Genomic DNA, 12,820 nt, shown 5'->3' with positions numbered 1-12,820 from the left:
AGATTCAGGAGAATACATCATGCCATCTTTCGATATCGTTTCAGAAATTGACATGCAGGAAGTCCGAAATGCCGTTGAGAATGCTAACCGTGAGATCTCAACGCGCTTTGATTTCCGCAATGTCACGGCCAGCTACGAGCTTAACGAGAAAAACGAGTCCATTAAGGTGCTGAGCGAATCTGACTTTCAGGTTAAACAGCTGGTGGATATCCTGCGCGAGAAATTATTAAAGCGCGGTATTGAAGGTGCAGCGCTGGAGGTGCCAGAAGAAATTGAGCACAGCGGCAAAAGCTGGACCGTCGAGGCCAAAATGAAGCAGGGCATTCCGACAGACGTGGCGAAGAAGCTTGTTAAGCTGATTAAAGACAGCAAGATAAAGGTGCAGTCGCAGATTCAGGGAGAAGAAGTGCGGGTTAACGGCAAATCTCGCGACGATCTGCAAAGTGCGATGGCGCTGGTTCGTGGGGGTAATTTAGGTCAGCCTTTCCAGTTTAAAAACTTCCGCGACTAATCCTTCGTGGAGCGCCTATGCGGAGAATCGCTCTCCGCATAGGATATTCATTTTACAGCAGCAAACCCTTCAGGCCGAGGCGACCAGGGCTTCAAGCTCCACGCGGCTGGTCACTTTACTGTCAATTTTCACGTAGGCACTTTTCTCCTCCGGAACAATAAACACCGCCGCGACGCCGGGCTGGGCCTTTAAGCGTTTTTCCAGCTTTGCGCTGTCCTGATGATGATCGCCCAGCATAATGCGCAGGCTACTGACATAAGGTGGCTCTTTCATCGTACAGCTGACTAACAGCCAGACTGCCGCCACCATCGCACCGACAAGAAATACCGTCTGGGCATCAAAATGGCCAAACAGCCAGCCACCCAGGCTACCACCGATGGCAACGCCGATAAACTGGCTGGTTGAATACAGCCCCATCGCCGTGCCTTTATAGCCAGGGGGGGACTCTTTGCTGACCAGCGAGGGGAGGATAGCTTCCATCAGATTGAATCCGATAAAGAACAGCTGTACGCCGACCACCAGCGTCCAGAAGTGCGCACCGGCACCCCACAGCACAATTTCGGCAATCAGCATCAGCGCGACACAGCAGATAAATACCCGCTTCATACGGCGCTTCACTTCGGCATAAATAATAAAAGGAATAACGCTGCAAAAGGCGATCAACATCGTCACCAGGTAGACTTTCCAGTGCTGTTCAGCAGGGAATCCTGCCTGCTCAAACTCGCCCGGCAGCGCGACAAAGCTCGACATCAGCAGGATATGCAGACACAAAATGCCAAAGTTAAGCTTGACCAGCCGACCGTTGGATAACACATCCCGAAAGCTCCCCTTAACCATCCCCGACTCACGGTTGAGAATATGCACCGGCGTGGAAGGGACCACCAGCAGGGTAATGATAATGCCGCCCGTAGCCAGCAGGGCAATCATCCAGAACAGCGCATGCAGACCCAGCGCGTGCGTAATAATGGGCCCCAGCACCATCGCAATGGCGAAGGTCACACCGAAGCTGATGCCAATAAACGCCATCGCCTTGGTTCGGTTTTGTTCACGGGTGAGGTCGGAGAGTAACGCCATCACCGCTGCCGCAATCGCCCCCGAACCCTGTAGCGCACGCCCCAGGATAACGCCCCAGATGGACGTGGTGCAGGCGGCAATCACGCTACCGAGGACAAATATCAGCAATCCGCCGACAATTAACGGTTTGCGGCCGATGCGATCGGACAGCAGTCCGAAGGGGATTTGAAAAATGGCCTGCGCCAGACCGTAGATACCGATAGCGAGTCCAATCAGCGCCTCGCTTGCTCCCTGGAGTGCCATCCCGTACGTGGTCAGAACGGGTAACACCATAAACATTCCCAGCATTCGCAGGGAAAATACCGTGCCTAAACCCCATGTCGCGCGCAGCTCGACTGGAGTCATTTTATTATCGTTCATTACTACCTCAGTTTATCTGGTCGACATATTTTAGGCGGCGGGGCAGGGCGGGTAAAACGATACTTCATGCGAAGTCGTAACAAAAAGAAAGGGCGTGCGATACCCTGGGTAGTTAGCGCTGTAGCTGCGACAGCGCCAGTTACTTCAGGTATCGTCACGCCCCTGACGATCGGAGTAGTGCTACCAGACGTATGTCAGCAGATCCTTTGAAGCCGGCGTCATGAAGTCGACCGACATCATCACGCTGAGTGCTGTAATCGCCACGATGGAGAAGACAAACAGCTTACGCGCCCAGACGCGATCGTTCTGCGTCTTGTAGCCCGAAAGTGCCATCCCCAACCACCACACGCTTACGGCAGCAGCCACAACCAGATATTTGTAGCCTGCATAGCCCACCAGCGTCAGCATCAGCGTGGCAACCATAAAGGCGATGATGTACACCGTAATATGGTTTTTTGCCACAGAGATACCTTTTACCACCGGCAGAACCGGGATATTCGCTGCCTGGTAATCTTTGAAGCGGAAGATGGCAATCGCATAGGAGTGCGGCATCTGCCACAGGCTAAAGATAGCCAGCAGGATCAGCGCGCCTGCATCAAAATGGCTGGTTACCGCGCAGTAGCCAATGACCGGTGGCGCGGCGCCAGAGAGACTGCCAATTAAGGTGCCATAGACGGATTTGCGCTTCATATACAGGCTATAGACGCCGACATAAACCACAAAGCCCATCACCGCCAGCCACATGGCCAGCGGGTTTGCTCCGAAATACAGCAACGCGAATCCAGCAATACCCAGAACGGTTGCATAAACCAGAGAGACAGTCGGAGAAATGAGGCCTTTAACCAGCACTCGATTTCTGGTTCTCTCCATTTTTACGTCGATGTCACGGTCGATAAAGTTGTTGTAAACACAACCCGATGCGACCACCAGCGAGACGCCGACTAAGGTGGAGAGAAACAGGGCATAGTCGATGCTGCCTTTAGAGGCCAGCAGGAATCCCCCGATGACAGAAATTAAATTCCCGAAAATAATTCCTGGTTTCGTTACTTGCAGGTATTGCTTAATCATCACAGGCAGCTCTTTAGTGGACCATCATGTTGTAATTGAGGTTCCACATAATCCATATAGAGCCCACTACAACAATTAGAATGATGACGGCGGAAAAGATAATCGCCACCAGATTCCAACGCTGATCGGTAGAGGTGCTGAGGTGCAGGAAGTAATAGAGATGCACCAGCACCTGAATGACTGCGGTGACAATCACAACGGCGAGAATAGTCGATTTAGCCGCGCCGCCGTGCATCACCATCCAGAAAGGAATGGCAGTCAGGATGATCGACAGAACAAAGCCGATCATGTAGGTCTTCACGCTACCGTGGGAGGTACCATGATCGGTTAATGTCTTACTCATTACATGGCCCCCAGCAGATAAACGATGGTGAATACACAAATCCAGACCACGTCAAGGAAGTGCCAGAACATGCTCAGGCACATCACGCGGGTATGGTTAGTGGATGTCAGGCCCTTAGTGGCAACCTGATACATCAGCACCAGCATCCAGATCAAACCAGACGTCACGTGCAGACCGTGAGTGCCGACCAGCGTAAAGAATGCTGACAGGAAGCCACTGCGCTGCGGACCGAAACCTTCGGTGATCAGATGATGGAACTCATAGATTTCCATTGAGATAAAGCCCGCACCCAGCAGGAAGGTCAGCGCCAGCCAACCTAAAACGGTGGCTTTGGTGCCTTTTTCCATGCTGATAACGGCAAACCCGTAAGTAATGGAGCTGAACAGCAGCAGTGCTGTCTCGCCCAGTACGAAGGGTAACTCAAAGATATCTTTCCCTGCCGGGCCACCAGCCGTGCTGTTGACCATAACTGCATAGGTCGCAAACAGCGTTGCGAAGATAATGCAGTCACTCATCAGGTAGATCCAGAAGCCAAAGAGTTTATTGGCTCCTGCATCGTGATGCCCATGCTCCGCATGGGCGTCGTGGTGTTTAGTCAGAGTTTCAGTCGACATTTTTCAGACCTGCTTTGCTAATTTCGTCAAAGTGCTGATTCTCGATTTTTTCGATCTCGGCAACGGGAACGTAGTAATCCACGTCTTCGTCAAAGCTTTTGATGATCCAGGTTAAGATCATACCGAGGAACGATAAACCTACCAGCCACCAGATGTGCCAGATAGCGGAGAAACCAAACACCAGGCTGAATGCACCGATTACCACGCCAGCACCGCTGTTTTTCGGCATGTGGATTTCAGTGTAGTGAGCAGGCTGTTTATACGCTTCACCTTTTTCCTTCATTTCCCAGAACGCATCACGCTCATGGATAACAGGCACTTCGGCAAAGTTATAGAACGGTGGTGGTGAAGACGTTGACCATTCCAGCGTACGCGCACCCCATGGATCGCCAGTCAGGTCACGGTTCTGTTCACGGTCACGGACCGATACCCAGAACTGAGTTACCTGGCAGATCACGCCACAGGCAATCAGGGCAGCACCGAAGGCAGCAACGACCAGCAGTGAGTGGAAGCGTGGATCAATGTCCTGAGACAGACGACGCGTCATACCCATGAAGCCCAGTGCGTACAGCGGCATAAAGGCAACGAAGAAACCGATAATCCAGAACCAGAATGCACGGATGCCCCATTTTTCGTTCAGGGTAAAGCCGAAGGCTTTCGGGAACCAGTAGGTCACACCAGCGAAGCAACCAAATACCACACCACCGATAATTACGTTATGGAAGTGAGCAATCAGGAACAGGCTGTTGTGCAGCACGAAGTCTGCGCCCGGCACCGCCAGCAGAACACCGGTCATACCGCCTACGGAGAAGGTGACCAGGAAGCCAACGGTCCACAACATAGCAGAGTGCATCTGAATGCGGCCCTGATACATGGTGAATAGCCAGTTAAAGATTTTAACACCGGTCGGAATGGCGATAATCATCGTCATAATACCGAAGAAGGCGTTAACGTTCGCACCGGCCCCCATGGTGAAGAAGTGGTGCAGCCACACGACAAAGGAGAGGATGGTGATAACAATCGTCGCCCAAACCAGTGAGGTGTAACCAAACAGACGCTTTTTAGAGAAGGTTGCAACCACTTCGGAGAACACACCGAAGACCGGCAGCACCAGGATGTACACTTCCGGATGACCCCAAACCCAAATCAGGTTGACGTACATCATCATGTTGCCGCCCATTTCATTGGTAAAGAAATGGAAGCCCAGGTAGCGATCCAGCGTCAGCAGCGCCAGCGTCACGGTAAGAACCGGGAAGGAGACGATGATCAGAACGTTAGTACAAAGCGACGCCCAGGTGAAAACCGGCATCTTGAACATGGTCATGCCAGGAGCACGCATTTTCAGGATAGTAACGAAGAAGTTAATCCCGGTTAATGTCGTACCAATCCCCGACAGCTGCAGACTCCATATCCAGTAGTCAACGCCGACCCCCGGACTGTATTCCGCGCCAGAGAGTGGCGGATAAGCCAGCCAGCCGGTCTGAGCAAATTCGCCCACACCCAGTGACAGGTTAACCAGCACCACACCCACAGCCGTGAACCAGAAGCTCAGGTTGTTCAGGAAAGGGAAGGCCACGTCGCGTGCACCAATCTGAAGCGGAACAGCAATGTTCATCAGACCGATAACAAACGGCATCGCTACGAAGAAGATCATGATCACGCCGTGGGCGGTGAAGATCTGATCGTAGTGATGAGGTGGCAGGAATCCGGCTTCACCTGCCGAGGCCAGCACCTGCTGGCTACGCATCATCACCGCATCGGCAAAGCCGCGCAGCAGCATAACGAATGCCACGATGATGTACATGATACCGAGTTTTTTATGGTCAACAGAGGTTAACCATTCGGACCACAGGTACTGCCACTTACCGAAGTAAGTGATTGCACCTGCAACGGCCAGACCACCAAGAATGATGGCGGCCACCGTAATCACGATAATCGGCTCGTGATACGGTACTGCATCAAGGGTTAATTTTCCCAACATCGTATTATTCCTCGGCTCCCGCGTGTGAGGCTTCGCTCATGTCCATACCTTCGTGTTCAGGCATGGCCATTTTCCCGTGGTTCATCTTGAATTTGCCAATAATCTGCTTGAACAATTCAGGATTCGCCGTCGAGAAGAACTCAACCGGATGATTTTCGCTTGGCGCAGCCAGTTTGTCGAAATCGTCCATCGTCATCAGGGTGTTTGGTGACTGTTTGGCTTTCGCTACCCACTGATCAAATGTTGCATTGTCAGGGGTGGCGATCGCTTTGAACTTCATACCAGAGAAGCCGCGACCACTGAAGTTAGAGGAGATACCGTCAAACGTGCCGGGTTCATTCGCAATCAGATGTAATTTAGTCTGCATGCCCGCCATAGCGTAAATCTGGCTACCGAGGGTAGGAATGAAGAAGGAGTTCATAACGGAGTTAGATGTAATCTTAAAGCTCACAGGGGTGTTTGCCGGGAAGGCAATCTGGTTAACTGTTGCAATACCCTGTTCCGGGTAGATAAACAGCCATTTCCAGTCCAATGCAACCACATCGATCTCCACAGGCTTCACGTTAGAAACCAGCGGTTTACTTGGGTCAAGTGCATGGGTGGATTTCCACGTCAGCACGCCAAGGAAGACGATAATCAAAATGGGAATAGTCCAAACTACGGCTTCCACTTTATTCGAGTGTGACCAGTTAGGGCTGTATTTTGCATTGGTATTGGATGCCCGATATTTCCAGGCGAACACCACGGCCATTAAGACTGCTGGGATAACGACGATCATCATCAAGCCGAAAGCTGTCAGAATCAGCGAACGCTGGTCCATTGCAATCTGTCCTTTGGGATTCAATAATGCACTATCACAGCCACTTAACAATAAAGTGCCTGCAAACAGTGACAAAATCCCCAAACTTTTATTGTATTTCCTGAGTCTCATTTAACGACCTCAATGACAAGGGCTCTATTGTCGTTTAAGTGTGGCGGCATTTTACGGGAAGGTTTCAGTACTGTAAACCAGCAACATGTTGTGTCAGCGCCGTGTTGACACCATTTGCAAAGACTGTCACATATGTTGCCAAGGGTGACAAAATATTAAGGATAGCAGGGGTTTGCCGCTAATATAACAAAAATAGGTGGAAAATTTGTAAGGGGAAAGCGCATTGCTATAAATAGCAAGTTTATGACTCAAATATTTAACATTCCGGCATCATTTTATTGATGTTATTAGGGCGGTAATAATTACGCACCGTTTTTTAATATCGGTCAATAAAGGCGCTTAACGATGAGAATATTTTATGAAACTTATTAAAATCTGCCGGAAGCGTAGCCGCAAGGTTGTTGAAAAAAAAGGAGGCTTCTGAAGAAGCCTTCAGGATAAATCGGCATCACAGATCCCGCGAATTTTAACACTTCTCACCGCTAAAGGCCGCGGTCACATCCCGGGCAATAATTATCCCAGCGGGTAACTTTTACGCATGGCGATGAAGTCCAGCAGGCTTCCAGCCACCACGCCCAGCAGAACGAAGGTCAGCCCGGCGATAAACAGCGTATTGATGACGGTACCCGCGTCAGCGAGGCCCGTTGACCTTAACGCCAGCAGCAGTAGCCAGGTGGCAATAAGCAACGCGCCCATCATCAATCCCCTTAGCGCCCAGCGGTATCCTTGCTTGAAGCGTACGCGTGGCAAAAACGTCTGATAATTCTGCGCATGTTCCAGCGTTTTACGGCAGCCCGCCAGCAGCAGCAGCCCCGGCAAGCCGGCAACGACGGAGAATGCGTAGAACGTGGGCCATCCCCAGGCTTCGACAAACCATCCCGCGACCGGGCCGACGTAGACCCGACCCACGGCAGACAGCGCCGAAAGCAGGGCAAACTGGGTGGCTGAAAACGATTTATTGCACAGCGTCATCAACAGCGCCACGAAAGCAGCGGTGCCCATTCCCCCGCAGATGTTCTCAACAAAGACGGCGGCGGCCATGCTATAGAGGTGTTTATCGGTTACCGACAGCGCCCAGTATGCGAGGTTGGAAACGGCCTGCAGGATGCCAAACAGCATCAGAGCACGGAAAAGGCTCAGCCGCTGCATCAGCATGCCGCCATAGAGTGCGCCGATGATGGTGGCGAGCAGACCGAGCGTTTTATTTACCAGCCCAACGTCGCCCGCATCGAATCCAACGCCGCGGATGAGGAAAATGGTGGTCAGACTGGCGGCAAAGGCATCGCCAAGCTTATAAAGTACGATCAGCGAGAGGATAAGCCAGGCGTTATTCCGGTTAAAAAAGTCGCGCAGCGGGGCCACTACCGCCTCCTCAAGGGTATGCGGCCTGGCAATGATATCCGTTGGCTCCTTTGCTAACAGCGTGGCGATAACGCCGGGGATCATCATTGCCGCCATCAGCCACCAGATCGCCTGCCACCCCAGAAACCTGTCTGCCAGCCATAGCGCCAGCCCGCCCGAAACCAACATCGCCAGCCGATAGCCCAGAACGCTAATGGCCGCGCCGCTGCCGCGCTCGGCGGGCGACAGCACGTCCGTTTTCCACGCATCAAACACGATATCCTGGGACGCGGAGCAAAAAGCCACCACCACTGCCAGGGCGGCAAGCAGGGTGAGGTCGCGCGACGGCTGCATAAACCCCATTAGCGCAATGCCCAGGATTAACAGCAGCTGCGTGAGCAGCAGCCAGCCGCGACGGCGGCCCAGAAAAGAGGGGGTATAGCGGTCCATCAGCGGGGACCAGAGGAATTTAAAAACGTAAGCCTGACCTACCAGCGAAAAGAAACCGATGGTTTTAATATCGACGTTCTCAACGGCCATCCAGGCCTGAAGCGTACCTGAGGTGAGCGCCAGCGGCAGGCCGGATGAAAATCCCAGCAGCAGCAGCAGCGCCGCATTACGCTGAGTGAAAATTTGCAGATATTGGCTGGACATACAAACCTTAAAACGACGCCCGCCGGTTAACCGACGGGCTGAGGCAAATTAATGAGCGTTCTGCTTAATAAACTCGTGGATGCTGGTGTCCTGAGCCATATCGCCAATAACGTCACTTAGCGTCGCGTTGACCGCTTTGGTAATTTTGTCATTGGTTGCGTTGAACGCACCCTCAACGCTGTAGGTCTGGCGATAATTTTTCACCTGCTTGCTGCCATTTTTGGCGGTGGCGATAATGGAGATATCTGCTTTAGTGGTAATGCTGTAGCGCACGCTGCCCTGGGTAACATCGGCATAGAGGTTATTAACGACAATTTGCAGGTCAACCGCACCGTTTGGACCAATCATATAGCCCCGGGCGCCCATCTGTTTCTCCAGCACTTCCTGCAGCAGGAAGCGCAGGTCGCGGGACGGGGTCAGCGTGACCAGCTGGCCATCGCGGTTAACTTTTGCCAGCGCCTGATCGGTACGCTGGTCTGCGCCGTTAATACTGAGGGTGATGCCTGTCAGGCTGGGATCCTGCTGCGGCAGCTGAATTTTTGGGGAAACGTCAAGCGTCGTGCTGGTCGTTGCACAGCCAGCCAGAATCAACACGGCCATGAGAGGTAAAATTAATTTTTTTAACATGCTTATTATCTCGTTAACGTGAGGTGTGTAGTGCCGACAAAACTGCGCTCATCATAACATCGCCTGTGGCAAGAGGAAGTCCTGATCGCGCGTAAATTCATCGTGTTGCAGTTTTATCATGCTACCGAACGGTCTCGCTTTTCGGCTTACCGATTATGACCTTTTTAATTGCCCGCGGTTGCAGTCCCCCAGCAGAAAATGCAAAGTAGCCCCGACAGGCGCCGTGATAATTTATTTCCCCTTATCGTCAAAGGAAAAAACCAGCTAATATTTAAACAGATGGGGCGAAGAGGCGGTCGAGGAGCGTGGTTATGATCCGTGAACAGATAGAAGCAAAATTAAGAGCGGCGTTTACACCCGTACATCTGGAAGTTCATGACGAAAGCTATCGTCATAACGTGCCTGCCGGTGCAGAAAGCCACTTTAAAGTTGTGATCGTCAGCGACAGCTTTGTCAGTCAGCGCTTCCTGGCGCGTCATCGTGCCATCTACAGCGAACTGGCCGATGAGCTGGCGGGCAGCGTTCATGCCCTGGCGTTACACACCTACACGATTAAAGAGTGGGAAGGGCTCCAGGATGCCGTTCCGTCCTCTCCTAACTGTCGGGGGGCGGGTACGCTGGCCTGATTGTAACCTGTTTTATTTGAGCGGCCTGCGGGCCGCTTTGTTGTTTATGGCCTAAAAGAGTGAACCTGACGACGCTTTTGGCGAATTACTGGCAAAAAGGAGATAAGTTAAGGGGCGGCAATGCGGTGTAGCCTCGACTCGCTTTAATGTTACCGCTATAATGCTGCGTCTATTTTTCCTGAATGTCTTCGGGACGCTTCTGGCGAAAGGGAATGCGGTTCTGCCATCAGAGGCCGTCCCGGTTCTTAGAGCTCTCCTCGTTTCTTGCGGAGCGGGGTAGGTCTGAAGTTGACCGAGCACGTGATTTTTTGAGGTAACAAGATGCAAGTTTCAGTAGAAACAACTCAGGGCCTGGGCCGTCGCGTAACGATTACCGTAGATAAAGATGTGATCGAGAATGCGGTAAAAAGCGAACTGCTGAGCGTAGCGAAAAAAGTGCGCATTGACGGTTTCCGCAAAGGGAAAGTGCCAATGACAGTGGTTGCACAGCGTTACGGTGCTTCCGTTCGCCAGGACGTTCTGGGCGATCTGATGCAGCGCAACTTTGTTGACGCCATCATTAAAGAGAAGATCAATCCGGCTGGCGCACCTAACTACGTGCCGGGCGAGTACAAAATGGGCGAAGACTTCACGTTTACCGTAGAGTTTGAAGTCTATCCGGAAGTTGAGCTGAAAGGGCTGGACGCAATCGAAGTTGAAAAACCGATTGTCGACGTCACTGACGCAGACGTTGATACCATGCTGGATACCCTGCGCAAGCAGCAGGCAACATGGAAAGAGACCGATCGCGCTGCTGAAGCTAACGACCGCGCCACTATCGACTTTAGCGGCTCCGTTGACGGGGAAGAGTTTGAAGGCGGTAAAGCTTCTGACTTCGTTCTGGCCATGGGCCAGGGCCGTATGATCCCAGGCTTTGAAGAGGGCGTTGTAGGCCACAAAGCGGGTGAAACCTTCACTATCGACGTAAACTTCCCGGAAGATTACCACGCTGAAAACCTGAAAGGGAAAGCAGCGAAGTTTGAAATCGTGTTGAAGAAAGTGGAAGAGAGCGAACTGCCAGAATTCACCGAAGAATTCATCAAGCGCTTTGGCGTGGAAGATGGCAGCGTAGACGGCCTGCGTGCTGAAGTGCGTAAAAACATGGAGCGTGAGCTGAAAGGCGCCGTGCGCAACCGTGTTAAAACTCAGGCTATCGACGGTCTGGTGAGCGCGAACGACATCGACGTACCGGCTGCACTGATCGACGGTGAAATCGATGTACTTAAGCGTCAGGCTGCACAGCGTTTTGGCGGTGATGAGAAGCAAGCGCTTGAACTGCCTCGCGAACTGTTTGAAGAGCAGGCAAAACGTCGCGTTGTCGTCGGACTGCTGCTGGGTGAAGTCATTCGCACTCACGAGCTGAAAGCAGACGAAGACCGCGTTAAGGCGCTGATCGAAGAGATGGCTTCTGCCTACGAAGATCCGTCTGAAGTCGTTGAGTTCTACAGCAAAAACAATGAGCTGATGAACAACATGCGCAACGTTGCACTGGAAGAGCAGGCGGTGGAAGCCGTGCTGGAAAAAGCTAAAGTGACCGAGAAAGCCACTAACTTCCAGGAACTGATGAACCAGACCCAACCGGCCTGATTGATCTGATTCTGAAGAGTTAATCAAAGCCCGCGGCCACTGTGACCGCGGGCTTTTTGCTTTTTATCCCTCGGGCCGATGTGCCTTAATGTGTTTATTCGCCCATTGAAGCGGTAAATTTTCAACTAAGCTACTTTTCCAGGTTAGCAGTTGATAAAAACGTTGTTATGCTTGAATCAGCGGGGCACGATCCCCAAATAGAAAGCTATAGCAATATCTGCGCGTGGCAGGGTGAGTCCCAAAGGACATCGGGAGAGGGGTTGGAAACGTAGTGTTCCGAACCACTCTCAAGTAGAATTGGTACAAAGTATTGCCAAATGAAATTTATCAGGAGACGGTAATGTCCTACAGTGGCGAACGTGAACAAACGGCACCTCATATGGCTCTGGTGCCGATGGTGGTCGAACAAACCTCTCGCGGAGAGCGTTCTTACGACATTTTTTCTCGTCTGCTCAAGGAACGTATTATCTTCCTGACGGGGCAGGTTGAGGACCATATGGCGAACCTGATCGTCGCACAGATGCTTTTTCTGGAAGCTGAAAATCCGGAAAAAGACATCCACCTTTATATCAACTCTCCTGGTGGCGTGATTACTGCAGGGATGTCTATCTACGACACGATGAAATTCATCAAGCCTGACGTCAGCACCATCTGTATGGGTCAGGCGTGCTCGATGGGGGCTTTCCTGCTTACCGCCGGTGCGAAGGGCAAACGTTACTGTCTGCCTAATTCACGGGTAATGATTCACCAGCCTCTGGGCGGTTACCAGGGACAGGCGTCGGACATTGAGATCCACGCGCGTGAAATTCTTAAGGTGAAGCAGCGTATGAATGAGCTGATGGCCGAACATACGGGCAAAACTCTTGAAGAAATAGAGAGAGACACCGAGCGTGACCGTTTCCTCTCCGCGAGCGAAGCTGTAGAGTATGGTCTGGTTGATTCCATCCTGACGCATCGTACTTAAGCTCAGCGCCCGCGTCGTCTATAGTTAGTAAGGGTATGAGTGATATATCAGGGTGCCGCCGGGCGGTGCCTTTACCGCAACCGAGTGCGGGCGAAGATAA

The 12,820-nt window shown here is 52.1% G+C and carries 12 protein-coding genes; 4 read left to right on the top strand and 8 right to left on the bottom strand.

Going from position 1 to position 12,820, the window contains the following annotated elements:
- The first annotated feature begins 19 nt into the window (after positions 1-19).
- Positions 20-511: a YajQ family cyclic di-GMP-binding protein gene (locus tag AC4PCC_RS15695; RefSeq protein WP_067705237.1), complete on the top strand. Its 492-nt coding sequence runs from the start codon at positions 20-22 to the stop codon at positions 509-511.
- A gap of 69 nt (positions 512-580) precedes the next feature.
- Here the strand turns inward: AC4PCC_RS15695 and AC4PCC_RS15690 are convergent, their stop codons facing one another.
- The 8 genes from AC4PCC_RS15690 to AC4PCC_RS15655 all read right to left on the bottom strand — a co-directional run bounded on the left by AC4PCC_RS15690 (position 581) and on the right by AC4PCC_RS15655 (position 9,504).
- Positions 581-1,945: an MFS transporter gene (locus AC4PCC_RS15690; RefSeq protein WP_067705239.1), complete on the bottom strand. Its 1,365-nt coding sequence runs from the start codon at positions 1,943-1,945 to the stop codon at positions 581-583.
- 180 nt (positions 1,946-2,125) lie between these two features.
- Complete coding sequence (cyoE, locus tag AC4PCC_RS15685) at positions 2,126-3,013, bottom strand: heme o synthase (protein ID WP_067705241.1); 888 nt, start codon at positions 3,011-3,013, stop codon at positions 2,126-2,128.
- 13 nt (positions 3,014-3,026) lie between these two features.
- Positions 3,027-3,356 carry a cytochrome o ubiquinol oxidase subunit IV gene (locus tag AC4PCC_RS15680; RefSeq protein WP_067705243.1) on the bottom strand — a complete coding sequence of 110 codons (330 nt, stop codon included), beginning with the start codon at positions 3,354-3,356 and terminating at the stop codon, positions 3,027-3,029.
- The gene (locus tag AC4PCC_RS15675; RefSeq protein WP_067705245.1) at positions 3,356-3,970 is read right to left on the bottom strand and encodes a cytochrome o ubiquinol oxidase subunit III; all 615 of its coding nucleotides are present in this window, start codon (positions 3,968-3,970) and stop codon (positions 3,356-3,358) included. Before AC4PCC_RS15675 ends, AC4PCC_RS15680 begins: the two co-directional genes overlap by 1 nt.
- On the bottom strand, positions 3,960-5,951 hold the full coding sequence (cyoB, locus tag AC4PCC_RS15670) for a cytochrome o ubiquinol oxidase subunit I (protein ID WP_492125129.1): 1,992 nt from the start codon (positions 5,949-5,951) through the stop codon (positions 3,960-3,962). Before cyoB ends, AC4PCC_RS15675 begins: the two co-directional genes overlap by 11 nt.
- Positions 5,952-5,955: 4 nt before the next feature.
- The gene (gene cyoA / locus AC4PCC_RS15665) at positions 5,956-6,882 is read right to left on the bottom strand and encodes a cytochrome o ubiquinol oxidase subunit II (protein WP_345830942.1); all 927 of its coding nucleotides are present in this window, start codon (positions 6,880-6,882) and stop codon (positions 5,956-5,958) included.
- Positions 6,883-7,395: 513 nt separating this feature from the next.
- Positions 7,396-8,877 (bottom strand): muropeptide MFS transporter AmpG, encoded by a 1,482-nt coding sequence (gene ampG / locus AC4PCC_RS15660; protein ID WP_492125128.1) that lies wholly within the window; start codon positions 8,875-8,877, stop codon positions 7,396-7,398.
- A 48-nt stretch (positions 8,878-8,925) separates the two neighbouring features.
- Positions 8,926-9,504 (bottom strand): lipoprotein, encoded by a 579-nt coding sequence (locus tag AC4PCC_RS15655; RefSeq protein ID WP_067705253.1) that lies wholly within the window; start codon positions 9,502-9,504, stop codon positions 8,926-8,928.
- A gap of 311 nt (positions 9,505-9,815) precedes the next feature.
- Between AC4PCC_RS15655 and bolA the strand changes: the two genes are divergently transcribed.
- The 3 genes from bolA (at position 9,816) to clpP (ending at position 12,720) form a co-directional block, all read left to right on the top strand.
- On the top strand, positions 9,816-10,130 hold the full coding sequence (gene bolA, locus AC4PCC_RS15650) for a transcriptional regulator BolA (protein ID WP_067705256.1): 315 nt from the start codon (positions 9,816-9,818) through the stop codon (positions 10,128-10,130).
- Positions 10,131-10,451: 321 nt separating this feature from the next.
- On the top strand, positions 10,452-11,756 hold the full coding sequence (tig, locus tag AC4PCC_RS15645; protein ID WP_492125127.1) for a trigger factor: 1,305 nt from the start codon (positions 10,452-10,454) through the stop codon (positions 11,754-11,756).
- A gap of 340 nt (positions 11,757-12,096) precedes the next feature.
- On the top strand, positions 12,097-12,720 hold the full coding sequence (clpP, locus tag AC4PCC_RS15640; RefSeq protein ID WP_067705260.1) for an ATP-dependent Clp endopeptidase proteolytic subunit ClpP: 624 nt from the start codon (positions 12,097-12,099) through the stop codon (positions 12,718-12,720).
- The last annotated feature ends 100 nt before the right edge of the window (positions 12,721-12,820 follow it).

Source organism: Erwinia sp. L03-1 (assembly GCF_058686115.1).
Note: the sequence above shows the minus strand (reverse complement) of the source record. Positions and strands in the feature narration are given on the sequence as shown.

Coding starts and splice junctions, on each gene's coding strand:
- bolA (WP_067705256.1), top strand. CDS start 9,816: ATGATCCGTGAACAGATAGAAGCAAAATTAAGAGCGGCGTTTACACCC.
- AC4PCC_RS15680 (WP_067705243.1), bottom strand. CDS start 3,356: ATGAGTAAGACATTAACCGATCATGGTACCTCCCACGGTAGCGTGAAG.
- AC4PCC_RS15690 (WP_067705239.1), bottom strand. CDS start 1,945: ATGAACGATAATAAAATGACTCCAGTCGAGCTGCGCGCGACATGGGGT.
- tig (WP_492125127.1), top strand. CDS start 10,452: ATGCAAGTTTCAGTAGAAACAACTCAGGGCCTGGGCCGTCGCGTAACG.
- clpP (WP_067705260.1), top strand. CDS start 12,097: ATGTCCTACAGTGGCGAACGTGAACAAACGGCACCTCATATGGCTCTG.
- AC4PCC_RS15675 (WP_067705245.1), bottom strand. CDS start 3,970: ATGTCGACTGAAACTCTGACTAAACACCACGACGCCCATGCGGAGCAT.
- cyoB (WP_492125129.1), bottom strand. CDS start 5,951: ATGTTGGGAAAATTAACCCTTGATGCAGTACCGTATCACGAGCCGATT.
- cyoE (WP_067705241.1), bottom strand. CDS start 3,013: ATGATTAAGCAATACCTGCAAGTAACGAAACCAGGAATTATTTTCGGG.
- ampG (WP_492125128.1), bottom strand. CDS start 8,877: ATGTCCAGCCAATATCTGCAAATTTTCACTCAGCGTAATGCGGCGCTG.
- AC4PCC_RS15695 (WP_067705237.1), top strand. CDS start 20: ATGCCATCTTTCGATATCGTTTCAGAAATTGACATGCAGGAAGTCCGA.
- AC4PCC_RS15655 (WP_067705253.1), bottom strand. CDS start 9,504: ATGTTAAAAAAATTAATTTTACCTCTCATGGCCGTGTTGATTCTGGCT.
- cyoA (WP_345830942.1), bottom strand. CDS start 6,882: ATGAGACTCAGGAAATACAATAAAAGTTTGGGGATTTTGTCACTGTTT.